Genomic DNA, 24,823 nt, shown 5'->3' on the forward strand with positions numbered 1-24,823 from the left:
CGCTCGGCTCGAGTGGCCGATAGAAGTCACTGGTTCGTCGTCACCGGTCTACACGGCGGTCGCCTCACGTCTCGGCGAGAGTGTCAGTCGATCGCGGTCTCACTTCGGATCGTGCAATCGTATGGGATGGCGCGCGCTGTCCGCGAGGCGCGACCGGAGGGAGCGCCTCGGAAGCGAACAGCGCGGGACCGGAGGTCCCGCGGACCGTGCGAACGGCGGCGAAGTCCCCTTTTCAGAGCGGATCGTTCCGTTCACGGCATCTCGTGAACCGTCAACTCGACGTCTCGCGGGCGGCCCTCGATGTCCGCGACCAGTCGCTCGACGACCGTCCGGGCCTCGCCGAGCAGTTTCGGTTCGACCTTCTCGACGACCCAGTCCAGCGAGACGAACCGCGGGAGCGAAATGGCGTTTTCGTTCGCCGAATGCGGATCGTAGACGGCCTCGAAGTAGATCCGACTCGCCGTCTCAGCCTCCGGCGGCGCGGATTCGGGCTCCGGTTCGACGCGCCACTCGCCGCGGGCGTCGATGTCGTTGACCAGCCGCCAGGTGAGCGACTCGGGGGCCGAAATATCGGTCACCCGCGAGCGGGCGGTGTAGCTGAGTTTCCACCACGCCAACTCGAGGTCGTAGACGGAGCCGACGCCGCCGTCGCCGTCGACTCGGACCTCCTTTAAGTGGTCCGTGTACCGCGGATAGTCGGTAAATGACCGGACGTACGGGAAGACCTCCTCGGGCGACCGATAAGCGAGCGTACTGAGGAGAATTCTGTCCACACCGACCGTACGACGGGTCCGAAAGTAAGGATTGCCATACCGTCGATGCGACGACGACCGTAGTAGCCGGCGACCGTGCCCGTCTCTCGGACGGCGGCATCGAACTCAATCGCTCGGCGTCGCCTCGCTCCCGCTGACGTCGTCGGCCGCGTCGCCGCCGTCGCGAACCGCCTCGATGCGGTCCCCGATCGGCGGGTGGTGCGTCGCCAGACTGTAGAGCAGGCCCGCCTCGCGGCGCGCGTCGTTCGCGTCGGCGAGCGTCTCGAGGGCGGCGATCATCGCCGCGCGACCGGTCTCGCGAGCGGCGTGGGCGTCCGCGCGGAACTCCTGCCAGCGTGCGAGTCCGCCGAGCAAGACGACGTGATACAGCAGGTAGAGCGCCATGAACGGGACGAAGAAGCCGGCGAAGCCGAACCGCGCCTCGAGCCAGCCGACGCCGAGGTGTCGAGCGCCGACGATCCAGACGCCGAAGACGGCGACGGTCAAGAGGCCGCGCTGCCAGAGGTGGCGGCCGGCGACGTGGCCGAACTCGTGGGCGATGATCGCGCGCAGTTCGGCGTCGTCGCACTCCGAGAGCAGGTAATCGGTCAGGAAGACGTAGCGCAGGCCGGGAACGGTCCCCGCCACGAGCGCGTTCGCGGTCTTGGTCGACTCGCCCTCGAGCACGTAGAGCCCGCGGGGTCTGTAGCCCAGCTCCTCGCAGAGCCGTTCGACGCGCTCGCGGCGCTCGCCCTCGAGCGGGATGCGGTCTCGAAAGAGAACGATCAGATACGGCGAGCAGCCGTACGTGACGAAGACGACCGCCCCGAGCGCGGCGACGAGAACGGGGGTCGACGAGCCGACGACGGACGTGATCGCGAGGAACCCGAAGATCGCGACCGACACCGAGACGATCGTCAGTCCCATCACGGCGAGAACGCCCTTGGCGACCCGCCACAGCGACGCCGACGTGTCTCGGAGCGAGCGAACCGTCGGATACGTGCCGAGCGCTATCGACACGATCGGGACGACGACGATCCCGAACGAGACCAGCACGACCGCCCCGAACTCGAGGACGGCGATACCGAACAGTTCGGGGCCCGAAACGCCGACGGCAGCGGTCACCGGAGCGATCACGTCGAGTTCGTACGCGGCCAGAATAGCGACGATCGGCAGGGCGATGCCCCCCGCCTGTTGGGCCCGGTCGAGCCGGTGGAGCCGGTCCGCTGTCGGTTCGTCGGTCGCCTCGACGCGCCGAGCGTACGCCCGAAATCCGAGGAACGGACCGACCGCGAGCGCGAGGACGAGCGCGACGGCGGCGAACATAGCCGACGCTTCACCGCCGCGGCTCAAAATGCTGTCGGGAAGTTCACACGAACGGAGACGAGCGCCGATCGATCGGCCGAGTCACTCGTTGCCGGAACTCGGCCGCGTTCGCACACTCAGTCCAGATAGTCGCCGACCAGCAGGTCGACGCGCTCTCTGGTCTCGGTGGGAATCGCCTGCGTCGGCGTGTTGATCGTCCCCTCGAGGGCCGACCAGGCCTCGCTCTCGAAGTCGTCGGGCATCGTCCGGACGGCGCGTTCGACGACCGCGTTGATCGCGTCTCGGTTGGCCGCCGCGTTCTCGAGGACCTCCTCCAGCGATACCTCGCTGTCGGCCTTCCAGACGTCGTAGTCCGTGATGCCGGCGACGGTGGCGTAGCTCAGTTCGGCCTCGCGGGCGAGTTTGGCCTCCGGGATGGCGGTCATGCCGACGACGTCCCAGCCCTGATCGCGGTAGAACTCGCTCTCGGCTTTCGTCGAGAACTGCGGGCCCTCGATGCAGACGTAGGTGCCGCCGTCCTCGACGGCCGCGTCGGTGGCCTCCCGCGCGGCCGTCGCGAGATGCGAGGACAGCGCCGGACAGTACGGGTTCGCGAATCCCATGTGGACGACCATGCCGTCGCCGAAGAACGTAGGGGTGCGGTGTTTGGTCCGGTCGAACGTCTGGTCCGGGATCACGAGCGTCCGCGGCGGCAGGTCCTCGCGGAGGCTGCCGACCGCGTTGGTGGCGATGACCCGATCGACGCCCAGCGATTTGAGCGCGTAGATGTTCGCTCGATAGGGCGTCTCCGTCGGCGAGTACTGGTGGTCCTCGCCGTGCCGCGGCAGGAAGACGACCTCGGTCCCCGCGAGGGTCCCGATCGTCAGGTCGTCGCTCGGCTCGCCGAAGGGCGTCGATACCGATTCGGTCCGGACTGCCTCGAGCGGCAGTGCGTCGTAGATGCCGCTGCCGCCGATAACGCCGATCGTCATGTCACTGAATGGACCGACCAGTGCCGTAAACGGACCGGTTCCGGGCACCGGGAACGCTGCGGTGCGACGATCCATGCGGTGTCGCGGTCGGTGGCCGTCGATACCACGCCTCACGAGAACCCAAGTAGTGTCGCCGCGACTGAACGAGTATGTCGTTCGACGAGGAGTCAAGCGGTGGCCTTACCGACGGCCCTCTCGTTCGGCCGATGGTCCGGCTGGCGTGGCCGCTGGTGGTCATTCAGCTGTTACAGGTCGCCTACAACGTCGGTGATACCTTCTGGCTGGGCGCGCTCTCGCCCGACGCGGTGGGGGCGGTGAGCCTCGCCTTTCCGCTGCTCTTTCTCCTGATCGCGATCGGCGGCGGATTCACGACCGCCGGGGCGATCCTGATCGCCCAGCACACCGGCGCGAAGAGCGGTGACGCGGGATTGATCGCCGGCCAGACGCTGTCGTTCGTTTCGTTGGTCGCCATCGCACTGAGCGCCCTCGGGTTCGTCGCGACCGAACCGATGCTCGCCGCGTTGCCAGCAGACGCCGAGACCCAGGCCGCGATCATTCCGCTCGCCGCCGAGTACCTGCGCGTGTTCTTCCTCGGACTCCCCTTCCTCTTCGGCTTCTTCGTCTTCGTCGCGCTCATGCGCGGCTACGGCAGCACGCGCGCACCGATGCGCGTGATGCTCGTCAGCGTCGTCATCAACCTCGTGATCGATCCGCTGTTCATCTTCGGCGTCGGGCCGTTCCCCCGCCTCGAGGTACAGGGCGCCGCTGTCGCGACGCTCATCTCGCGGGGGATCGCGACGGCTATCGGCTTCTACCTGCTGTACTACACCGACGTGGGCCCGGACATCCGAGCGGCTCACCTCCGGCCGCGACGCGAGTACGTCGCGAAGATCACGCGCCTGGGGATTCCGACGGCGCTCGAGCAGTCGATGACGGCGCTGGCGCTGGTCGCGATGACGGCGATGGTCGTCACCTTCCCGCCGGCGGTGGTCGCGGCCTACGGGCTGGGGAACCGGTTGATCTCGCTCGCCTTTCTCCCGGCGCTGGGAATGGGGCAGGCGACGGACACGATCGTCGGCCAGAATCTGGGCGCGGGCAAACCCGACCGAGCGGCGAGAGCGGTCCGGATCGCCGCCGGCGTGATCGGGGCGGTCATGTTCACTGCCGGTGTGTTCGCGTTCCTCTTTCCGAGGCCGTTCGTCTCGGTGTTCGTCACCGCGGACGCGGCGGGCAAAGCGGCGACGATCGACTACGGCGTGACCTACCTCCGATTCGCCGCGGTGGGATTCGCCTTCATGGGCGTCTTGCAGGTGATTCAGGGCGCGTTCCGCGGCGCTGGCAACACGAAGACCGCGCTCGCGTTCGCGGTACTCGGGCTCTGGATCGTCCGCGTTCCCGTCACCTACTATCTGCTCTTCGTCGCGAACTGGGGGCCGACGGGTATCTGGACGGGTGTCGTGATCGGTGACGTCGTCGGTGCCATCGCTGCCATCGCGTGGTTCACGCGCGGCACGTGGAAGGAGTCGCTGGTCGAAGCGGACGAGAGAGACGAGAGGGCGGCGGACGGACCGACGGGAGCGGCCGAGACCGAGTCGACCGCTGAATGACGGGCGATCGAGTCGACCGCTCTGGTCGCAATCATCGCTTACGTGCTTGTGAGGTTGACATCAACAAATAGATGCCGTCGCGACGGCTGATCCGATCGACTCGACCGGTCGTAGCGTTCGGTCGATTGAGACGACTGAAGCAGGCGTCGGATGTTATTCGCCGACGAGCGCCCACTCGTCGTCGCCGACCGACTCGAGCACGTCGCGCCGTTCCATCTCGTTCAGGACCTCGGACAGCCGGTCGGGCTGGGCGATCTCCATCTCGATGCGTTCGATGCCGTGGTGTTCGGTGAGGTAGCGGCGGATCGCCTCGATCGTGAAGCTCTCCTGCTCCGCTTTCTCCATCGCACTCGAGATCAGATCGACCATATCCTCGATGAAGTTCCACGGGTAGACGACCCAGGTCCACTCCTCGAGGCGTTCGCCGACGTAGTCGGGCCGGAACTCGCTGGTGCCGAGCAACTGGAGCGTCGCCGTGCGGACCTCGCCGGCGTCGCGGTCGTCGACGTACTCGTAGGCCCGCTGAATCGAGCCGCCGGTGTCGGCGATGTCGTCGATAATGAGGACGTCCTTGTCCTCGACGCTGCCCTCGGGCATCGGGTAGCGGACGGTCGGCTCGCCGGACATCTCGGCGGTACCGACGTAGTGTTCCATCTTCAGGCTCGTCAGGTCGTCGAGGCCGAGGAAGTCACAGAGACATCGGCCGGCGAACCAGCCGCCCCGGGCCAAGGCGACGACGACGTCCGGTTCGAACTCGTCGTCGCGCACGTCGTCGGCGACGTCTCGGCACAGGCCGTAAATGTACTCCCAGTTGGTTATCGTACAGTCGAAATCGTCCGGTAGATCGGACATCTGATGGCCACCTACCCGGTGACTCGAGCGCGGTCCCCTTAAGTTGGCTGAAAACGTGATCGGCGTCGACTCCGACGAGGCCGCCGACCGGGTGACGGTCCTCGTCTCGCGGAAGCGACCGCGGGACCGGCTGTCCAACGAGGACGACGTCGGAACCGGGGCGGCCCGGTCGGGAGGATCCGGTAGTCCCGGTCACCGGATCGGTCGGTTTCGGAGTCGTCAGTCAGCTTTCGACCGGTCCCTCCGGGGCTTGCCCGGACCGACCGTTCCGTCGGTGCTGCCACCAGTAGTCGACCGTGGCTCCGGTGCCGAGGACGAGCGCAAGGGGGGCGAGTACGAGATTGAGTCCTGGAATATTGACCACGAGCGCACCCACGACGAGCGCGAGCCAGGGACTCGGGTCGCCGCCGCGGAGCCGTTCGAGCGGGGCCGCGCCCATCGCGATCGCCCCGATCGTCGCCGTGAGCGAGACGAACAACTGCACGCCGAGGAGGGGAACCATGGCGACCAGTGCGACGGGGTCCGGGAGCCCGACCGCCCCGAGAAAAGCCAGCGCGAACAGCAGGAGAACGATCCCAGCGACGCCGCCGACGAGGGTCCCGATCCCGATCGCCGCGGATCGACTTGGATGGGCAAGAATCCGCTGCTGGATGGCTCGAACGGGCGATTCGGAACCGACGGCACTCGAGACGGCGAGCATGAGCGCACCGAGGCCGATCGTGAACGCGACCGACACCGCGTACACGAGGGCGACGAGAACGACGAGTTCGGCGACCGCCGGATCGGCCGTCGGGGTCTCGGGATCGATCTGAGCGACGACCGTCCCGGCGCGGGACGCGAGCGGACGAAGCGGCCACGAGACGGGGGAGTGTGAGGCGACCATAGACGGACTTCGTGTTAGATATTTATTAATTTTTGAGTGGGTTCTCCGGGAGTGATGACTCGAGACCGGTTGCCCCTTCGATCGGCCCTACGCCGGTTCCTCGGCTCGACCGATCGGTCGGGAGCGGAGGATCTTTATAATCCAGTAGTACAACCTAGTTATCGATGGCGCAGACTCAGATTCAGGCCGCCCGCGAGGGGACGGTGACGCCCGAGATGGAACGCGTTGCCGAACGAGAGAACCGAGATCCGGAGTTCGTCCGCGAGCAGGTCGCCGAGGGGCAGGCCGTGATTCCGGCGAACGTCAACCACGACGCGCTCGACGCGATGATCATCGGTCGCGAGTTCGCGACGAAGGTCAACGCCAACATCGGCAACAGCGAGACCACCAGCGACCTCGAGACGGAACTCGAGAAGCTCCACACCGCGGTCCACTACGGCGCGGACACGGTGATGGATCTCGGGACCGGCAGCGATCTCGACGAGATCCGCGAGGCACACGTCGAGCACTCACCGGTGCCGCTGGGCACGGTGCCGCTGTACGAGGCGGTCAAGCAGGCCGGCAGCCCCGAGGAGATCACGACGGACCTGCTGCTCGAGATCGTCGAGAAGCAGGCGAAACAGGGCGTCGACTACATGACGATCCACGCGGGGATCCTCGCCGAACACCTGCCGCTGACCGACGGGCGGAAGACGGGGATCGTCTCGCGGGGCGGCTCGATCATGGCCAAGTGGATGGAGGAGAACGGCGAACAGAACCCGTTCTATCAGATCTTCCCGGAGATCTGTGAGATTTTCGCCGAGCACGACGTGACGTTCAGTCTGGGCGATAGTCTGCGACCCGGCTGTCTGGCCGACGCCTGCGACGAGGCTCAGTACGCCGAACTCGACACCCTGGGCGAACTGACTCGCGTCGGCTGGGACCACGGCGTGCAGGTGATGGTCGAGGGGCCGGGCCACGTCCCGATGCACAAGGTCGCGGAGAACGTCGAGCGCCAGCAGGAGGTCTGTGACGGCGCGCCGTTCTACGTCCTCGGGCCGCTGGTGACCGACATCGCGCCGGGCTACGATCACATCACGAGCGCCATCGGTGCCGCGATGGCGGCCCAGGCCGGCGCGGCGATGCTGTGTTACGTCACCCCGAAGGAACACCTCGGCCTCCCCGAGGAGGAAGACGTCCGCGACGGGCTCGCGGCCTACCGGATCGCCGCCCACGCCGGCGACGTGGGCAACGAACGACCCGGCGCTCGCGACTGGGACGACGCCCTCTCGGAAGCGCGCTACGAGTTCGACTGGCGCGAACAGTTCGACCTCGCGCTCGATCCCGATCGGGCCCGATCGTTCCACGACCAGACCCTGCCCGGAGACAACTACAAGGAAGCCCGCTTCTGCTCGATGTGCGGGGCCGAGTTCTGCTCGATGCGGATCGATCAGGACGCGCGCGAAGACGGCGAGATGGAGGCGATCGAGGGCGAGGAGCGCACCGACCTCGAGGCCTCGCCGGCCGCGGAAGTCAACCGGCCGCCCGTGGGAACCCACGAGTCGGGCGCGTTGCCGCCGATGGCCGATCACGAGAGTGGTGACCCGCTCGAGGAACCGGGAGACGACTGAGCCGTCGGCACGTCTAGCGATCGAATACAGTCACAGAGAAACGACCTCGTCTTTATCCGACAGACCGTGGTCGATTCGGTATCGATGGCACCCCGACGACGGACCGTACTGGCGGCGGTATCGACGGCGACGGCGTCGGCAGCGGCCGGCTGTGCCGATCTGCTCGCCGACACGACGGAGGAAGACGGAAGCGATCCGGAGACCGCGCGAGACGCGGCGACGGCGTTCGTCGAGGACCTCGCGAACGATCGGTTCGACGCGGCCAGCGAGCGATTCGTCGCGGCCGAACGGAACCGACGCGGCGACCCTGGCCGCCTCGAGCGATTCTGGATGGGATACGGTTCTGTCAGCGGAGGCTTCGAGGAGATCGTCGAGACGACCGAGAAGTCGGGAACTAACGCCACCGCGATCGACGCGACGCTCTCGTTCGCCCGCGGCGAGCACGACTGTCGCGTCGTCGTCGACGGACAGTCGCGACTCGTCGACTGCGGCGTCACCGACGAGTACGAACGGCCGTCGTACGTCGACTCGAGCGCGGTCGCGACCGAGGACGTCAGCCTCGCGGTCGAGGGCTGTTCGCTGCCGGGAACCGTCGCGACGCCCGCGGACGGCGGCGACGTTCCCGGAGTCGTCCTCGTCCACGACTCCGGACCGGTGACTCGAGACACCGCCCGCGGCGGGACGCAGGCGTTTACGGATCTCGCCGAGGGGCTCGCGACGCGGGGCGTCGCGACCCTCCGGTACGACAAGCGCCTGCCTGCATGTGATGTCTCTCCCGGCGAATACACGCTCGATCGCGTCACCGTCGACGACGCGCTGGTCGCGATTGAGGAACTCCGGGCGACCGAGGGCGTCGACCCGGATCGGATCGTCGTCGTCGGGCACGGCCTCGGCGGCCGGGCGGCACCGAGGATCGCCGCTCGAGACGGCGACCTCGCCGGCGTCGTCGGCCTCGCCGCGCCGGCGCGACCGTTTCACGAACTGACGCTCGAACAGCTCGAGCACAAGGTGTCGGTCGGCGACCACGAGTGGGCGGACCTGGTGACCGTCTACGAGACCTGGACTGACGAGATCGAACGGGTCCGATCGGGAGCGTACGAGCCGACCGAAACGTTGCTGGGCAAACCGGGCGCGTTCTGGGACAGTCTCGCCGCGTACGACCACTTCGGGACTGCGGCGGAGATCGACGCGCCGCGTTACTTCCTGCAGGGGACCCGCGACTTCCAGGTCAGCGTCGCCGACGACCTCGAGCGGTGGCGGACCGAACTCGACGACGCGGACGCGACGTTCGAGACGTACGACGAGCTCGACCACCTGTTCATGCCGGGCGAGGAACCGTCCGTGGAGTTCGCGTACGCCGTCCGGAACAACGTCGCTGAGGACGTCGTCGGCGATCTCGCGGACTGGATCGACGGGCTCTGACGGTCGATCGCGGCCCGTGACGCGCGACACGACCGAGGATTCATACGCCGGTCGCCCGACCCACGTCGTATGGAGACCACTCGGATCGTACAGGTCGACGCGTTCACCGACGAACCGCACACGGGGAATCCGGCGGGCGTCGTCCCGGACGCGGACGGCCTCTCGAGCGACCAGATGCAGGCGATCGCCGCGGAGATGGCCGTCAGCGAGACCGCCTTCCTCCGCTCGAGCGAGACCGCCGACCGTCGAATCCGCTACTTCACCCCGACGCAGGAGGTCGACCTCTGCGGCCACGCGACGATCGGCGCCTTCGCCCACCTTCGCGACGAGGGCCTCGAGCCCGGTGTGACGACCCTCGAGACGAACGTCGGCACGCTCGAGATCGAGGTCGAGGACGACGGCACGGTCTGGATGACACAGGACGAGCCGACGATCCGCGAGGTCGACGTCGGCTACGACCGCGTGGCCGACGCCCTCGGGGTGGATCGGGCCGCGCTCGAGGGCGCGAGCGACGACATTCCGCTCGCGGTGGCCTCGACCGGCCTCCCGTTCCTGATCGCCCCGATCACGTACCTCTCGGACGTCGGCGACGCCGACCCGGACGCGGCGGCGATCGAAGCGCTCACCGACGATGTCGACGCGACGGGCGTCTATCTCTTCACGTTCGACGCGCTCGAGGCTGAGTCGACGGTCCACGGGCGGATGTTCGCGCCGGGGGCCGGCGTCCCGGAGGACCCCGTCACCGGCACCGCGAGCGGGGCCGTCAGCGCGTATCTCGACCGCTTCGGCGCGTTCGACGGCGATCTGCCCGAGGAACTCCGGCTCGAGCAGGGCCACTACGTCGACCGGCCGGGGATCGTTCGCGTTCGCCTCGACGACGCGGTTCGGGTCGGCGGCCGCGGCGTGACCGTCCTCGACGGCTCGCTGGTCGTCCCCGAGCCCGACGACGACGAAATCCTCGAGGCCTGACCGCGCGGCCGTCGTCGGAACGAGAGCGGATTCCGCCGATCCTCACTGTCACCGTGAGACGGCCGTCCAATCGGGACGCGAACCGGTCGGCCGGACGCGTCCGTCCGACGGTCAGAGCGCGATTTACTCGCGTTCGAGTTTCGACTGGGCGCGTCCGTTCGCAACCTTCTTTATTCGTTCCAGTGATCGACTCTATAGAGATGGCTGTACTCTGGCTGGACGAGATCAGTGCCGGCGACCTCGAGAAGGTCGGCGGTAAAGGTGCCTCCCTGGGCGAACTGACGGGCGCGGGGCTGCCCGTCCCACCGGGATTCGTCGTGACCGCCGGGACCTATCGATCGTTTATCGAAGAGGCCGAAATCGACGAGGAGCTGTTCGCGGCCGTCGACGTCGACGTCGACGATTCGGCCGCGCTGGCCGACGCCGCCGACCGCGCACAGGAACTCATTCTCGAGACCCCCTTCCCCGACGAGCTTCGGGCGGAGATCCTCGAGAGCTACAGTGAGGTCGGCGACGGCGAGGCGTTCGTCGCCGTTCGGTCCTCGGCGACGGCCGAGGACCTGCCCGACGCCTCCTTCGCGGGCCAACAGGAGACGTTCCTCAACGTCACCGAGGACGACCTGCTCGACCGCGTTCGGGAGTGTTGGGCCTCGCTGTTCACCCAGCGAGCGATCTACTACCGCCAGGAGCAGGGATTCGACCACTCGGCGGTGAACATCGCGGTCGTTATCCAGCAGATGGTCGACGCCGAGAAGTCCGGCGTGATGTTCACGAGCCACCCCTCGACTGGCGATCCGACGATGATCATCGAGGCCGCGTGGGGATTGGGCGAGGCCGTCGTCTCCGGTGCGGTCTCTCCGGACAACTACGTCATCGACCGCGAGGACCGCTCGATGGACGTGACCGTCGCCGAGAAGAAGGTGATGCACGAGAAAGACGAGGCCACCGGCCAGACCGTCGAGCGCGAGGTCCCCGAAGACAAGCGCACCCAGCGAGTCATTTCCGACGACGAGATCGACGCGCTGATGGATCTCGGCGAGCGCGTCGAGGACCACTACGGCGAACCCCAGGACGTCGAGTGGGCGATCGTCGACGGCGACGTCTACATGCTCCAGTCGCGCCCGATCACGACGATCGACGAGGGGACCGACGATGCCGCGGACGCGACCGGCAGCGTCGACGCCGCGAAGGGCCTGACCGACGGCAGCGGGAGCGTCCAGGCCGCTGACGCCGGCAGTAGCAGCGCCGAGACCGACGATGCGAGCGGCACCGGCGACGTCATCGTCGACGGCCTCGGCTCGAGTCCGGGAACGGTCAGCGGCCCTGCGAAGATCGTCACCAAACTCGACGACCTGGCCAAGGTCAGCGAGGGCGACATCATCGTCACCGAGATGACGATGCCCGACATGGTACCCGCGATGAAACGGGCCTCGGGGATCATCACGGACGAGGGCGGCATGACCAGCCACGCCGCTATCGTCTCCCGCGAACTCGGCGTCCCCGCCATCGTCGGCACGACCAACGCCACGACCGTCCTCGAGGACGGCCAGGTCGTCACGCTCGACGGCGACAAGGGCTCCGTGCTCGAGGGATCGGAAGTCGATCCGGAGGAGGAGACCGAACCCGTCGAGGAGGTCCGCCCGCAGTCGCCGGTCAAGCCGATGACCGCGACGGAGGTCAAGGTCAACGTCTCCATTCCCGAGGCCGCCGAACGCGCGGCCGCGACGGGTGCTGACGGCGTCGGCCTGCTGCGAACCGAGCATATGATCCTCTCGCTGAACCAGACGCCAGAGAAGTTCATCGAGGAAAACGGCGTGGACGACTACATCACGGAACTCGTCGAGGGCATCCGCGGCGTCGCCGACGAGTTCTACCCGCGTCCCGTTCGCGTCCGCACCCTCGACGCTCCCAGCGACGAGTTCCGCCAGCTCGAGGGCGGCGAAAACGAACCCGAGGAGCACAACCCGATGCTCGGCTACCGAGGGATCCGTCGCTCGCTCGACCGCACCGACGTCTTCGCCCACGAACTCGAGGCGTTCCACCGGCTCTACGAGATGGGCTACGACAACGTCGAGATCATGTTCCCGCTGGTCAACGACGCCGAGGACATCTATCAGGCCAAAGAGTGCATGAAAGAGGCGGGCATCGACCCTGAGAAGCGGAAATGGGGTGCGATGATCGAGACGCCGGCCTCGGCGCTGTCGGTCGATGAGATGGCCGAAGCCGGTATCGACTTCGCCTCGTTCGGGACCAACGACCTGACCCAGTACACGCTCGCGGTCGACCGCAACAACGAGCACGTCGCCGACCGCTTCGACGAACTCCACCCCGCCGTGTTGCGCCTGATCGGTGACGTCATCGAGACCTGTCGCGAACACGACGTCGACACGAGCATCTGCGGACAGGCCGGCTCCAAACCCGAGATGGTCCAGTTCCTCGCCAAGGAAGGGATCACGTCGATCTCGGCGAACATCGACGCCGTCCGCGACGTCCAACACGAAGTCAAACGCGTCGAGCAGAAGCTCCTCCTCGACTCGGTCAGATAACTGGCCCCGTCGGCCCCGCCGCATTTTCTGCATCGCCGTCAGTCGCCTCGAGCGGCGCATTTCGGGAGAGGCCGGACGTGCGGTGGAACGCCGACCGCCCGCTCCCCTGCGGCCGCGGGGAAAGGCCCATGGTGCGGGCTGACTTCAGTTGACATATGAGCGATCGATCGGACGAGGTGACCGAGAGCCGGGACCGAGACCCGCCCGCCACCGACGACCTCTTAGAGGAGACGGACCGCCTGCTCTCGGAGTCGGGTGCCGACGTCGGCGATGCGTCCGAATCCGCTGCCCCGCCAGAGCCGTCCGTCGGTGACGATCCCCTGAATTCTCCGACCGACCGCGATCGCGGACCCGCCGGCACGGCAGCCGAGGAACCGACCGACGGGCCCGAGAACGACTCGTCGCGCTCGTGGCTCTCCCCGCTCACCTCGCGGCTCTCGCTCGGTCGATACTTCTCGCCGAAGGAGTACATCGCACTCGTGGGCGTTCTCAGCGCCGGCTTACTGGCCGGCGAGACCGCGCTACCGTTCGCCGGTCGCACGATCGGCATGTTCGCCGTCGCCTTCACGGTCGGGCTCCTCGCCTCGAAGCGACGTTACCTCGAGATGGGCGTCGCCGGCGTCTCGGTCGGCGGCGTCGCGGCGGTTCTCTCCAACGCCGTCATCGCCGCCGTCGGCTCCGGACAGACGCTGGTCGCCGTCGGCGCGACCGTCGGCCTCCTCGCGTCCGTCGTCGGCTACTACTTCGGGCGCGACCTCCGGACCGGGCTCTCGCAGGATATCGACTGAGTCCCGTCGCGCCGTCGGCCTCACGCGTTCGTCGTCAGCTCCCAGCCGCGCTCGGTCCGACGCACGACCCCGTTGTCGGCCATCACCTCGAGCAACTCGGCGACGACCTCGCGGGGCGCGTCAATATCCTCGCTGAGTTCGCCGACCGATTTCGGCTCGGCGCGAACGCTCGCGAGCAGATCGGCGTAAATACGGCTCTCCGGGCCGGCACCGACGGTCTCGGAGATATCGTCGAGCACGTCACAGAGCCGCCCCTGAACCCATCGCTGGGCCAGCGAGAGTTCGTTCTCGAGTCGCTCGAGATCTTCCAGCGCGACGAGCAGGTCGTCGAGACCGTCAGTGTCGTCCCAGGAGACGTCGAGCGAGAGGTGCCGACAGGTCGTGATATCGAAGCTATTGTTCGCCGGATAGGCGCTCTTGCTCGCGAAGCCGTAGGGCGAGACGGTCACCTCGAGGCGGACGTTCCGGGCGATATGGAAGTACTTTCGCCGCTGGTCGTCGACGCGGCTCTCGATCAGACCCGCCTCCTCGAGTTTTCGGAGGTGTTCGATAACCGCCTTGGGACTCACGCCGAGGTATTCCGATATTTCGGTCACGTAACAGGGTTTGCGGGCGAGCAACCGAAGGATTCGTCTTCGGTTTTCGTTCCCGAGTAAATCCAACAACGCGGCGGAGTCCATCGAGAGAGAGTTAGTGATCACCGCTGAAAAGCGTGTCTGCTTACTGTACTCGCGGGAGAGCCGGTCCGATCCGGCCGTTACGGGGATTAGCGGCCGGTATCGTTCCCGCCGCCCGCGTCTGCTCCCGGCTCCTCGTCGGAATCGTCCGTCGAATCGTCGTTCCGTGGACCGGAATCGGCGGATGGTCCCGTCGATCGCTCGTCGTCCGCGTTGCCGGCGGACGTCCCGTCCTCGGATTCGGCGTTCTCGCCGTCTTCGGAGCCGTTATCGTTTCCCGCACCCTCACCGTTCTCGGAACCGCTACCGTTTCCGCGTTTCTCGCTGTCCGCGGAGTGCGTTCCGTCGTCTCCGCCCTCGTTGTTCTCGGGTCCGCTCCCGTCTCCGTTCTCCTCGCTGTTTTCGGCCCCGTTTCCGCGTTTGCTTTCACCTTTCTCGCCGTTCGCGGAGTCGGCGCCCGTCTCGCCGTCCGAAGCTCCGCTTCCGCGTTTCTCACTGTTCGCAGAGCCGTTCTCGTCGTTACCCGTCTCGCTGTTCGCTGTCCCCTTCCCGTTGTCTCCCTCCTCGTTGTCCTCGGATTTGTGACGGTTGTCCGACCCCTCGCTGTTCTCGGGCCCGTTCCCGTTTCCTGCACTCTCGCTATTCCCGGGTGCACCGCCATTAGCGTCACCGTTGCCCGTCGCTTCGCTGTTTCCAGGCCCGGTAGCGTTTCTCGCACTCTCGCTGTTTCCGGGCGTCCTGTCGGCGCTCGAGTCCCCCTTGTCGGCGGGCGGGCCGCGGTCGTCGGGCGGCCCCGCTCCGACACCGGGCGAACCGTTGGACTCAGACAGTCCTCGAGCGACCGCTGCGACGTCTGGCCCGGCCTCTTCCGAGGCGTTTCGCCGGATCTCCGTCGCGTTCTCTCGAAGCGTCGCGAGTTCGGTCTCGTCGAGACTGCTGTCGTCGACGGTGCTATTGGTTCGCTCGATCGACCGCTCGAGGCTGGCGATTTCGACGGTCAATTTCGCCATTCGGGACCGATAGGCACCGCGCGAGAGGTTCTCGCGTTCGTTCCGGAGGTCGGCGCGTTCGGCCTCGAGGGCCCGCAACTGTGCATCGAGTTCGGCCGTCCGATCGCCGACGAGGGCCGCTTGACTCTCGTTGTCCGCGGTTTCGTACGCCGCTTCGAACATTCCGGTTTCGACCGTTTCCTCCGTATCGGCCGCCGTCGCTTGCATCAGCGTTCCGACGGACACGTTCGTCGATGCCGTCTCGGAGTGGTCGGATTGGGACGCGTGGCTGGCCGTCAGCGAACTCACGGCGGCGCCGCTCGCGAGCGGTGCGACCGTGAGTCCGACGACGGCGATGGCCACGAGGAGAGCGACCGACCGGGTGGTTGTCATCAGCTTTGTTGTTGTCCGGAACATACTAAAAAGACGGACCTTCGTTCGAATCGTTTACTCCGTTCGAAGAGCAGCCGAGAACCGTTGTGAGCGTTCAAGGCGGCAGTAGTTCCCGTAATTCGGATGGCTCGTCGGGCGGGTTTCGCGCCTCGAATCGACCGACCGTTACTCACTATTCGGACTGTTTCGCGCGGTCGCAAACGAGTCAATTGAGTGCTACGAACCGCCGTAAACGGAACGGGGAAGCACCCGAAGACGACTCCCCGATATCCCGACGGCGTGTCACCGAGTACCTGCCCCGTGATCGAGATCGAGGCTAAGCGATCGGTCTGATTGCACGACCATTTAAACGTATTCGCAAACAGTTATGTCTATCCAGATCATGGTACTAGTTAGCATGTTCGAGGTGTTTTCCCGAAGCTATTATCTCGGACGTCTCTACGTGACCCCCACCGACGGGGAGCACGCACTCATGCACAGCGAGCAACACGAGCGGATCAACGAGGAAGTGTACGCGACCGGTGACGGGCTCGAGCGCCTCGATACCCCGCTGGTGATGAAACTCGAGTCCCGGCACTTCCCGGTTCACGGGGCGGCGGACGTCCCGACGAACACGCTCGCGTTGCCCGAATCGATGCTCGAGGGGACCGACGTTCGGAATCCGCCCTCGCTCCGAGAGGTGTTTCTCGCCCGCCGGGAACGAGCCCGACAGTTACTCGAATTCACCGGCCAGCGGTCAGATAGCGGTCCGATCGACGACCTACGAAACGCCGGAACCTAGAAGTAGGCTCGCTTCCCGGTTTCGGCCGGATGCTCGACGAGTTGCTTGGCCGCGCATCGCTCAAGGACCGAATCGACGAACTCGAGGACGAAAACGAGCGGTTACGGAAGCGCTACGAGGCCGAATCCGAACGCCGGGCCGAAGCCGCCACCGCCAGACAGGACGCCGAGGAGCGGGTCAACCGGCTCGAGGACCGGATCGCCCAACTCGAGGGCGAACTAGAGCAGACTAACGAGGCGGAGACCGGACCGACCGTCCGCCACCGCGACCAACTGCGAGGTGCCCGCCTCGAGTCGGTGTTCGATCGCCTCGCGTCGTTTCGAACGGGCCCCGAGGGCGCACTGACCGTCGGCGTGGGCGACGATGGAATTTCCGAGTCCGTCCGCGCGGAGCTCGAATCCGTTCTCGGCGATCGGATCGCGCTCGTCGACGACGGCGCGCCCTGCCTGTGTTGCGTCGACGACGCCGGCCTGCTCGCCGTGACCCTCGAGCCGCCGGCCGTCCCCGATCTCGACGCGACCTGGCGCGATCGATTCGCCCTCGAGCGCGAGTGGTTCCTGCCGACCGGCCGCCACGCGGTCGCGCTCGTCCGGACCGATCTCTTCGCCCTCGGCGTCTACGAGGACGACGAGCGCGTCGACTATCGGGGCTTCGAGAGCGACGTCAAGGGGAGCCACTCCAAGGGCGGCTTCTCTCAGGCCCGCTTCGAACGGATTCGGGACGGGCAAATCGACGACCACCTCGAGCGCTGCCGGGACGCCCTCGCCGCGTACGAACCCGACGGTGAGCGCGCCGAGACACCGCTCTATCTGGTCGGCCAGCGCGGCATCGTCGAGACGCTCGTTGCGGAATCGGGGCTCGTGCCGACCGCGACGGCCGCCGTCGACGCGACCGGCGATCCGGAGCCGGCGCTCGAGGATGCCGTTCACTCGTTCTGGACGACGGAGCTGCGGGTACTGTGAGCTTCGAACTCGAGTCCCGACTGATCGTCAGTACCCGTCTCCGTTAGTAAAACAGCGGCCGCATCGGTTCACGTCGCCATCGCTGACGGCCTGCTCGACGGGAACCAGTCGGAGGTGCTCGTGTGCCACGTGCGATGTCGCTCCACAGGTCGTCTGAAAGTCGGACTGCCCGGATTTGTACTTGTGGATCTTGTCCGTCGTCTCGTTCAGGACACCATTCATGCCATACGTTAGCACAGCTCCAGACTATATAAGTTCATCGTCCGTTGCGCGGCGAGGAGCGTCGAATCGCTCCGGCTATCGAACGGAGCGAACGAGTAACGGAACCCGATTCGATACCGAAACCGGCTGTTTCCAGCGCTGAAACGATTATTTACGGGCAGGAACGTCGCTGTCATCGACCCGTGTCCAACACGTTTTCATTTTCGAACGACGAATGCTCGACCGAGTATGTCTGACTTCGAAACCGTCACGTGCGAGCGGTGTGGTGACGACTTCAAGGCATATCCGGACGCCGAAGCCGCGGAGCGGGGATTCTGTAGTCCCGCGTGTGCCCTCGCGGCGACCTGATCGGCGACCGGTCTCGAATCCGTTATTTTCGGTCCGCCGTGCGGTCGGTTAGCCCCGATTACCGCCCGAGTCGGGGTCGTCGATTCGCCGGCGACCCGACGCGGAGAGCGGGTTCGACACCTCGCTGGTCGCGTACTCGTGACGCTTGCCCCGCAGCCGCATCACGGTCAGCGCCTTGTGGACCGTCGGCTCCGCGAACAGCGCCCGTTCGTCCCGCCGGATCCGCGATTCGGGGACGTCGCCGTCGGCTCGGAGCCGCTCGAAAGATCGCTCGCAGTGCTCGCGGATCCGCGCCCAACACGATCGTTCGTCGACGCCCAGTTCGTGGCCGATCGTCGCGACGAGTTCCGCGAGGTGGTTCTGGAAGAGCGCGTAGTACAGCTTCCGGTGGCAGTCCGCCTCGCCGTCGGCGTCCAGATCCGACTCCGGATACGGCTCGAGCGAGAGGCCGCGGTCCGCGAGTCGGTCGCCGTGAATGCGAATTCCTCCGAGGTCGCGAACCAGCGTTGCGAGCGGGCGCGCGTCGGCGTCGAAGACGACCAGACTGTTCTGGAGGTGGCTCTCGAGAGCGATGCCGTACGTACACAGCAGCCGAAGCTGGTCGGGGACGACGACGCTGGCGTACTCGTCGACGAACGCGAGCGCCGCATCCGCGGTGCTCGTCGTCTCCCGGGTCTCCCCGTATCGATCGATCAGATCGCAGACGAGAGGGCGTCCCGAGGTCGGCGCGTCGGCGACGAGGCTCGCGGCCACCACCGGGTACGTCCCGTCCGTCGCGAGCGGGTGGGCCTCGGGCGGCGTCCGCACCAGTCCGGACAGGTGGCGAGCGTCGTCGTACCCCTCGCCGCTGGGGTGGGGACCGCCGGGCGGGTAGTAACACGTCGCCGCGGGTTCGGCCAGCAGTCCCAGCGTCTCGAGCGAGTCCCTCTCTTCGATCGCTCGCACGACGTCGGTCACCCGCGGCCCGTTCGTCACGGCCTGCGGTGAGAGCGTCCGGACGACGTTCGTCGTCTGAACGGGGATCGCGAGCTTCCAGTGTGGGAGCGGGCCGTCACCGGTTCGGTCAGTCCGCTGTGGAATAACCGTTCGGAGATTCAGCTGCGGCGTCGCCGGATGCGCGTACTCGGGCAGCGGAACGACGCGGCCGTCGGCGCGCTGATCGGCGTACCGGTCGGGAACCGTGCGATGGTACTGGAACGGATGAACGGGGACGACGGCGTACTCGTCGGTCGCGCGTCCGTCGGGAAGCGCGGACTCGAGTGCCCCCTCGAGCCCCGCGAACGTCGCGAGCAGTCGATCGGTCAGGTCCGCGGAATCGGTCGCGCGCGTCTCGAGGGCGTACTCGCGATCGATCGCGACGAACCGGAGGTCGATTCGGTCCGCGAACTCCGGCGCGTACGCGAGTCCGTCGCCGGGCGTCATCCCGCGCCGGATCTTGCCGCCGGGATGGAACGGGTGACCGTCGGTGACGATCCGCTCGAAGGACGCGGCGGCGTCGGCGGCCGGAACGCCGGTCGCGACGGCCTCGAGCGGTGACGCCGATTCGAGGTCCGACTCCGTCCGCGCGTGAACGGCCGCCGCGAGCCGCGCGAGCGCGAGATTGGCGACGCTCTCGGCGACTTCCGCCCGGATCCGCTCGGCCTGCTCGGCGTCGCTGAACGCGCCCTCGCACTCGAGTAGCGGGACGAGATCCACCGGATGCGTGACGGGATCGACGGCGGTCGCAGCTGCTTCGGCCGTCTCGGCTACCGACCACCGATAGATCGGTCCGGTCAGTCGGAACCGGTCGTAGCCGTGTCTCGCGGCGATCCCGGCGACCAGAACGCTCCCGGACGCGGGCAGCGGACCGAGCGCGAGTCGCCGGCACTCGTCGGGGAGCGATTCGACGAGCGACCGGAGGTAATCCCCCTCGAGCGCCGAGAGCGGTTCGGGCTCGTCCGGAACCGTCGGAGCCGGCGACGGCCCGAGCGCCACGAACTGGGTGTCGGGCAGTTCGTCCGGGTCGCCGCGCAATAGGCCGCTGACGAATCGATGCAGGATATCGCGGCGACCCTCTTCGAGGGCCTCGAGATAGGCCGTCTCGGCCGGCGTCGAAAGGTCGTGCACTCGAGCGTATCGCGTCGCGACGCCGAACGCGGCTCGTTCCGCGGCGGTGGCGAGCGACTCGCGACGCCCGGTCGGACCCCGTCGGTTCGTCCCGTTCATGGGTCAAAACAGCCAGTGCGGGCTTCGATACGTGCCGTGTTAACTCACCGGGGGCAGCACGACTAATGAGAACGCGACCGCTCGGAGAGAGTGCGGGTGGAATCTCGCGACCAGTACGCCCGACGAGAACGCGGATACGGGTCTCGCGGTCAGTCCCGGTCGACGCTCGGATGCATCGTCGGCTCCTCGTCGAGCGGTTTGGCGAACGCCTCCCGGATCGTCTCCCGTGCCCGCTCGTCGCGCGCTCGTCGTTCCTCGTCGTCGATCTCCTCGCAACCCGGTGGCACCTCGCGGTCGCGACCGGTGAAGTAGCCCTCGGGGACGACCCAGTCCTGATAGAAGGGAACGTCGGCGTCGTAGAGGACTGCGAGTGCGACTTTCGCGCCGTGGCCGGCCGCGACGATCGCCTGATGGGGCTCGTCCGCGATCCGACCCGCGGCGTAGACGCCGTCGACGGCCGTCCGTCCGCCCTCGTCGACGCTCACGAAGTGTTTGCTGCCCCGCTGCATCCGACCGACGTCCAGCGGCTCAAGATAGTCGCTGTTTGGCCACGAGGCGGCGACGACGCGACGCGCCTCGATCGGCTCGCCGCCCTCGGTCTCGAGGACGAACCCCTCCTCGAGCGCTCCCTCGGTGACCGGTTCGGCGTGAGTCACGCGCCCGAGTTCGAACTCGGTCCCCGCCGTTCGAGCCTGCTCGCGGGTCAACTGCAGGTGCCGGCGGGCATCGACCCCGTCCGGGAACCCGGGGAAGTTCTCGAGGCTGGCGTTGCGCGCGAGGATGGACTCCCCGCCGTCGACGACGAGGGTATCCAGTCCCGCGCGAGCGGTGAAGATCGAAGCGGTGAGGCCGGCGACGCCCCCGCCGACGATGCAGACGTCTCGCATGGCCCTCGATTGACGGCCTCGAGTATAGAAGGTTGCCGTTCGCGGCGTTCTCGTCCTCACTGTCGTTCGGCCGGCCGTCAGCGCGCGCCGCCACGGGTCAGGAGATCAGCCCGGAGTGGGTACGTAATCCGTCTCCACTGATCGATCCGCGATGTCGTGCACGGTCTCCCGAGGTCGAGCAACCAGCTTCCCAGATCATGCCAAACCCACTTACTGCTCGGCGGTTGACAGTATAGATATGAACAGAATCTGCGCCGACTCGAGACAGCGATCCCCGCTGGTGAGGCCTCGATGCGTGTGATCGTCGTCGGTGCGGGCGAAGTCGGATCGAACATCGCCGCGAGCCTCGACGACGACCACCACGTGATCGTCATCGACACGGACCCCGATCGCGTCGAGGCGGTCACCTATTCCCACGACGTGTTGGCGATTCGGGGCGACGGCACCTCGATCGAGACGCTGCGGGAGGCCGGCATCGCGGAGGCGGACCTGGTCATCGCGAGCACCGACGTCGACGAGACCAATATCGTCGTCTGCGGGGCGGCGAAGGCCGTCGGTGACCCGTTCACGATCGCCCGCGTCAAGAAGACGAACCTGCTGCGAACCTGGGAGCAGTCGAAGGGCGCGTTCGGCGTCGACTTCATGGTCTGTACGGACCTGCAGACCGCCGAGACGATCGTTCGAATCGCCAGCCTTCCCGGGGCGCACGACGTCGAGAGTTTCGCCGGCGGACTCGTTCAGATGGCCGAGTTCGAAGTCGGCCCCGACAGTCCCATCGCCGGCGAGACGGTTTCCGAGGCCGATCGGTTCGAATCGCTGACCTTCGCCGCGTTGCTCCGTGACGACGATATCGTCATCCCGCAGGGAGAGACACTCATCAGGGCGGGAGACGCCATCGTCGTCATCGGTTCGCGGGAGAGCGTCCGCGCCTTCGCGGGGTCGCTGACGCCCGAACCGACTCTCGAGGACGCGAACGAGATCGTCATCGTCGGCGGCACCGAGATCGGCTATCAGACGGCTCGGCTCTTCGAGGAAGAGGGACTCGAGCCGCGGCTGGTCGAACGGGACCCCGAGCGAGCGCGGGAACTGGCCGAGAAGCTCCCGGAGACGCTAGTCCTGGAGAGCGACGCGACGGACATCGACTTCCTCGTCCGGGAACACGTCGACGAGTCCGACATCGTCGTCGCCGCCCTCGAGAACGACGAGAAGAACCTGCTCGTCTCCCTGCTGGCCAAACGGATCGGCGTCGAGCGCACCATCGGCCTCGTCGAGTCCGGCGAGTACGTCGACCTCTTCGAGACGGTCGGGATCGACGTCGGCGTCAATCCCCGCCTCGTCACTTCCGAGGAGATTACCCGATTCACGCGCGAGCAGCGGACGGAAAACGTCGCCATGCTCGAGTCCGACCGCGCCGAGGTCCTCGAGATCGAGGTCGACGCCGACAGCGTGCTCTTCGAGCGGCGGATTCAGGACGCGATGGCCGACCTGCCGAACGGCGTCGTCGTCGGTGCGATCAGCCGCGCGGGGGAGTTGATCACGCCGCGCGGCGAGACAGTCATCGAGGGCGGCGATCACGTGGTCGTCTTCGTCGATACCACGGTGTTAGACGAAGTCACGTCAGTGATGTGACCCGCCTCAATCGGCGTCTGTGACCCGGTCAGCGTCCGTGATCCGGTCGGCGACCTCGAGACCGTTCCGGAGCGCCGCGTGGAGTCGCCCCTCGCCGGCGACCCAGTCGCCCAGACAGTACAGCCCGTCGGCCTCGGCCAGTTGGAGCGGGTCGCGGGCGACGCCGTCCTCGGGCAGGGCGTACCGCCACCCCTGGTGGTCGGTCCAGTCCGGTTCGCGCAGGCGCTCGTCGTCCAGCAGGTCGGCGGTCAGGGCCGCGAGCCGCTCGCAGTTCCGTTCGGGTGGCTCGTCGTAGCGGTCGACCGACCACCCGTGGTTGGCCTGGACGACCAGCAGCGACTCGCCGTCGGGGACGTGGCCGGGCTTACACTCCTCGCGGCCGATCCATCCGATTTCGTGCTCCTTGTCCGTATTGACGAGCGCGTAGTAGGGCCGCTCGAGTTCGAAGGGATAGTGGAAGACCCCGGTCCAGATCGTCCGGAAGGGAACCTCGTCGATGGCGTCCGCGAGGCGATCACGCAGGTCGGCGTCCCACTCGGCTGAGCGAAGCAGGGCGGCGGTCTGGGGTGCCGGCGGGTTCAACAGGAGGACGTCGAAGGGGCCCCATCGGGAGCCGTCGGCGTCCTTGAGGTGCCAGCGACCGGTCTCGGCTCCGTCTCCCTCGCCGTTTCGGATCACCGTCTCGACGCGCGTCTCCCGCTCGACGGTCGCGTCGGTCCGGGCGAACAGCCGCTTTGCGATCTGGGTCAGCCCCTGTCGGTAGGTCCACTTGTGCTCGTCGCGGTCGTCTCCCTCGGCGACGGCCCCGTCGCTATCGAAGGTCCAGACCGGCGCCGTGATATCGACCAGCCCCTCGGTGTCGAGCGTCTCGGTCAGCAGGTCGACCACCCGCTCGTCGTCCGTCTTCACGTAGTTCGCGCCGTAGTCGTAGACGACCCCGTCCCGCCGCCTCGTCGCGGCGCGGCCGCAGAGCCCGCGGGACTTCTCCAGGACCGTTATCTCCGTCTCGGTCGCGGCTCCGTCGAGGGCAGCGGTCGCGGCCGCGGCGGCCGCTCCAGCGCCGACGATCCCGATTCGTACCATGGACGGGGGTTGGGACTCGAGCAATGAAATATCGTGGTCCGAACCAGTTGGGTTCCGACAGCCGACCGAGCCGCGCGGTCACTGCAGAAAGTTGCCGATCCACCGGTACGGCCGCGGGAGCTGGAGATACCGTTTCTGTTGAGCCTGTACCCAACCGATCGTCGTGAGGGAGCCGGCGACGAGCGGTGCCAGCGATGCGGTCCCGGTGAAGAAGACGTTGCTGCCGACGATCGCCGCGGTCGTCGCGGCCCCGACGATGGCGTAACTGCGCGTGTATCGGACGTCGGTCCCGCGTCGCCACGCGAGGCCGAAGAGGACGGTGCCTGCCCCGAACAACGCGACGAGAAACGCCGTGTGTATCCAGTAGCCGACGTTCGGGTCGATCACGGTAAACGCCAGCGAGTCCGACGATCCGCCGGCGATCTGCCAGTACAGCGCGTGTGCCGGGTTGGTGATCGCGAGCGCGATCTCGAGGCCGGCCAGCAGCGCGACGAGCCGATAGATCGTCTCTCGATAGGGCAGCGACGGCGTGCTACTCGCCGTGCTGGCGAACAGCAACCACCCGACTCCGGCCAACACAGCACCCAGCGTCGCGATGCTGAAGAAGAACCCCTTCACGATCGGTCTCGGGTCCATCACCTGTGCGGCGAACAGGCCGTTCCAGACCGCGACGCCCATGAGGAAGACGATATACGAGAGGCCGTTGTCGCGGTCCCGGTAGGCGATCGCGGTCGCCAAGTAGGGATACGTCGTCAGGACGACGAGCACAGCCCCAGTTGCGAGCGTTGCGGAAATCAACTGGGCGGAGTTCATACACTCACTCTCAGTGGAACTGACTTGTATATTCTGGCAAAGGATCGGGACGATCGCTCGTCGGCCGGTGACCGGCGGATTACCCGGGTCGGTCGATCGAACGGCTTT

General features: G+C 66.9%; 22 protein-coding genes. 9 read left to right on the forward strand and 13 right to left on the reverse strand.

The features are described from left to right. Window positions 1-251: 251 nt before the first annotated feature. The 3 genes from LDH66_RS12365 to mtnP all read right to left on the reverse strand — a co-directional run bounded on the left by LDH66_RS12365 (window position 252) and on the right by mtnP (window position 3,049). Entirely contained in the window at window positions 252-773 is a 522-nt protein-coding gene (locus LDH66_RS12365) for an SRPBCC family protein (protein ID WP_226481381.1), read from the reverse strand. 105 nt (window positions 774-878) lie between these two features. Further along, window positions 879-2,078: a M48 family metalloprotease gene (locus LDH66_RS12370; RefSeq protein WP_226481382.1), complete on the reverse strand. Its 1,200-nt coding sequence runs from the start codon at window positions 2,076-2,078 to the stop codon at window positions 879-881. A gap of 116 nt (window positions 2,079-2,194) precedes the next feature. Further along, window positions 2,195-3,049 carry an S-methyl-5'-thioadenosine phosphorylase gene (mtnP, locus tag LDH66_RS12375; protein ID WP_226481383.1) on the reverse strand — a complete coding sequence of 285 codons (855 nt, stop codon included), beginning with the start codon at window positions 3,047-3,049 and terminating at the stop codon, window positions 2,195-2,197. Window positions 3,050-3,198: 149 nt separating this feature from the next. On the opposite strand from mtnP, the gene LDH66_RS12380 reads away from it, so the two are divergent. Then, a complete protein-coding gene (locus tag LDH66_RS12380) occupies window positions 3,199-4,656 on the forward strand; it encodes an MATE family efflux transporter (RefSeq protein ID WP_226481384.1) in 1,458 nt (485 codons plus the stop codon). A 153-nt stretch (window positions 4,657-4,809) separates the two neighbouring features. Here the strand turns inward: LDH66_RS12380 and LDH66_RS12385 are convergent, their stop codons facing one another. Both LDH66_RS12385 and LDH66_RS12390 read right to left on the reverse strand, forming a co-directional pair. Then, the gene (locus LDH66_RS12385; protein WP_226481385.1) at window positions 4,810-5,508 is read right to left on the reverse strand and encodes a phosphoribosyltransferase; all 699 of its coding nucleotides are present in this window, start codon (window positions 5,506-5,508) and stop codon (window positions 4,810-4,812) included. A 223-nt stretch (window positions 5,509-5,731) separates the two neighbouring features. Beyond that, window positions 5,732-6,391, reverse strand: coding sequence for a hypothetical protein (locus tag LDH66_RS12390; RefSeq protein ID WP_226481386.1), 660 nt, complete (start codon window positions 6,389-6,391; stop codon window positions 5,732-5,734). A 164-nt stretch (window positions 6,392-6,555) separates the two neighbouring features. Here LDH66_RS12390 and thiC point away from each other — a divergent pair, with 164 nt between their 5' ends. From thiC to ppsA, 4 genes are all read left to right on the forward strand, one after another. Next, the gene (thiC, locus tag LDH66_RS12395) at window positions 6,556-8,001 is read left to right on the forward strand and encodes a phosphomethylpyrimidine synthase ThiC (protein WP_226481387.1); all 1,446 of its coding nucleotides are present in this window, start codon (window positions 6,556-6,558) and stop codon (window positions 7,999-8,001) included. A gap of 84 nt (window positions 8,002-8,085) precedes the next feature. Continuing rightward, the gene (locus LDH66_RS12400; protein ID WP_226481388.1) at window positions 8,086-9,423 is read left to right on the forward strand and encodes an alpha/beta hydrolase family protein; all 1,338 of its coding nucleotides are present in this window, start codon (window positions 8,086-8,088) and stop codon (window positions 9,421-9,423) included. Between the two features lie 69 nt (window positions 9,424-9,492). Then, window positions 9,493-10,392 (forward strand): PhzF family phenazine biosynthesis protein, encoded by a 900-nt coding sequence (locus LDH66_RS12405; RefSeq protein WP_226481389.1) that lies wholly within the window; start codon window positions 9,493-9,495, stop codon window positions 10,390-10,392. A gap of 200 nt (window positions 10,393-10,592) precedes the next feature. Then, window positions 10,593-12,938 carry a phosphoenolpyruvate synthase gene (ppsA, locus tag LDH66_RS12410; protein WP_226481390.1) on the forward strand — a complete coding sequence of 782 codons (2,346 nt, stop codon included), beginning with the start codon at window positions 10,593-10,595 and terminating at the stop codon, window positions 12,936-12,938. On the opposite strand, the gene LDH66_RS12415 is transcribed toward ppsA, so the two are convergent. Next, window positions 12,931-13,068, reverse strand: coding sequence for a hypothetical protein (locus tag LDH66_RS12415; RefSeq protein WP_226481391.1), 138 nt, complete (start codon window positions 13,066-13,068; stop codon window positions 12,931-12,933). The two genes, ppsA and LDH66_RS12415, sit on opposite strands and share 8 nt — an antisense overlap. 25 nt (window positions 13,069-13,093) lie before the next feature. On the opposite strand from LDH66_RS12415, the gene LDH66_RS12420 reads away from it, so the two are divergent. Continuing rightward, the gene (locus tag LDH66_RS12420; RefSeq protein WP_226481392.1) at window positions 13,094-13,726 is read left to right on the forward strand and encodes a DUF456 domain-containing protein; all 633 of its coding nucleotides are present in this window, start codon (window positions 13,094-13,096) and stop codon (window positions 13,724-13,726) included. Between the two features lie 20 nt (window positions 13,727-13,746). Here the strand turns inward: LDH66_RS12420 and LDH66_RS12425 are convergent, their stop codons facing one another. Together LDH66_RS12425 and LDH66_RS12430 are read right to left on the reverse strand one after the other, a co-directional pair. After that, window positions 13,747-14,406 (reverse strand): ArsR/SmtB family transcription factor, encoded by a 660-nt coding sequence (locus tag LDH66_RS12425; protein ID WP_226481393.1) that lies wholly within the window; start codon window positions 14,404-14,406, stop codon window positions 13,747-13,749. Between the two features lie 86 nt (window positions 14,407-14,492). After that, entirely contained in the window at window positions 14,493-15,785 is a 1,293-nt protein-coding gene (locus LDH66_RS12430) for a putative sodium/potassium/calcium exchanger (protein WP_226481394.1), read from the reverse strand. Window positions 15,786-16,182: 397 nt separating this feature from the next. On the opposite strand from LDH66_RS12430, the gene LDH66_RS12435 reads away from it, so the two are divergent. Both LDH66_RS12435 and LDH66_RS12440 read left to right on the forward strand, forming a co-directional pair. Further along, the gene (locus LDH66_RS12435; RefSeq protein WP_226482011.1) at window positions 16,183-16,566 is read left to right on the forward strand and encodes a DUF5802 family protein; all 384 of its coding nucleotides are present in this window, start codon (window positions 16,183-16,185) and stop codon (window positions 16,564-16,566) included. 29 nt (window positions 16,567-16,595) lie between these two features. Then, a complete protein-coding gene (locus LDH66_RS12440) occupies window positions 16,596-17,528 on the forward strand; it encodes a Vms1/Ankzf1 family peptidyl-tRNA hydrolase (protein ID WP_226481395.1) in 933 nt (310 codons plus the stop codon). Window positions 17,529-17,555: 27 nt separating this feature from the next. Here the strand turns inward: LDH66_RS12440 and LDH66_RS12445 are convergent, their stop codons facing one another. The 3 genes from LDH66_RS12445 to LDH66_RS12455 form a co-directional block, all read right to left on the reverse strand. Further along, the gene (locus tag LDH66_RS12445) at window positions 17,556-17,750 is read right to left on the reverse strand and encodes a hypothetical protein (protein WP_226481396.1); all 195 of its coding nucleotides are present in this window, start codon (window positions 17,748-17,750) and stop codon (window positions 17,556-17,558) included. 396 nt (window positions 17,751-18,146) lie between these two features. Further along, complete coding sequence (locus LDH66_RS12450) at window positions 18,147-20,303, reverse strand: IucA/IucC family protein (RefSeq protein WP_226481397.1); 2,157 nt, start codon at window positions 20,301-20,303, stop codon at window positions 18,147-18,149. 149 nt (window positions 20,304-20,452) lie between these two features. Further along, window positions 20,453-21,190 carry an NAD(P)/FAD-dependent oxidoreductase gene (locus LDH66_RS12455; RefSeq protein WP_226481398.1) on the reverse strand — a complete coding sequence of 246 codons (738 nt, stop codon included), beginning with the start codon at window positions 21,188-21,190 and terminating at the stop codon, window positions 20,453-20,455. A 291-nt stretch (window positions 21,191-21,481) separates the two neighbouring features. On the opposite strand from LDH66_RS12455, the gene trkA reads away from it, so the two are divergent. Continuing rightward, complete coding sequence (trkA, locus tag LDH66_RS12460; RefSeq protein WP_226481399.1) at window positions 21,482-22,819, forward strand: Trk system potassium transporter TrkA; 1,338 nt, start codon at window positions 21,482-21,484, stop codon at window positions 22,817-22,819. Window positions 22,820-22,825: 6 nt separating this feature from the next. On the opposite strand, the gene LDH66_RS12465 is transcribed toward trkA, so the two are convergent. Both LDH66_RS12465 and LDH66_RS12470 read right to left on the reverse strand, forming a co-directional pair. After that, entirely contained in the window at window positions 22,826-23,902 is a 1,077-nt protein-coding gene (locus tag LDH66_RS12465) for an NAD(P)/FAD-dependent oxidoreductase (protein ID WP_226481400.1), read from the reverse strand. A gap of 78 nt (window positions 23,903-23,980) precedes the next feature. Beyond that, window positions 23,981-24,715, reverse strand: a complete 735-nt coding sequence (locus LDH66_RS12470) for a histidine kinase N-terminal 7TM domain-containing protein (protein ID WP_226481401.1) — start codon at window positions 24,713-24,715, stop codon at window positions 23,981-23,983. Between the last annotated feature and the right edge of the window lie 108 nt (window positions 24,716-24,823).

Source organism: Natrinema amylolyticum (genome assembly GCF_020515625.1).
GTDB classification, from domain to species: Archaea; Halobacteriota; Halobacteria; order Halobacteriales; family Natrialbaceae; genus Natrinema; species Natrinema amylolyticum.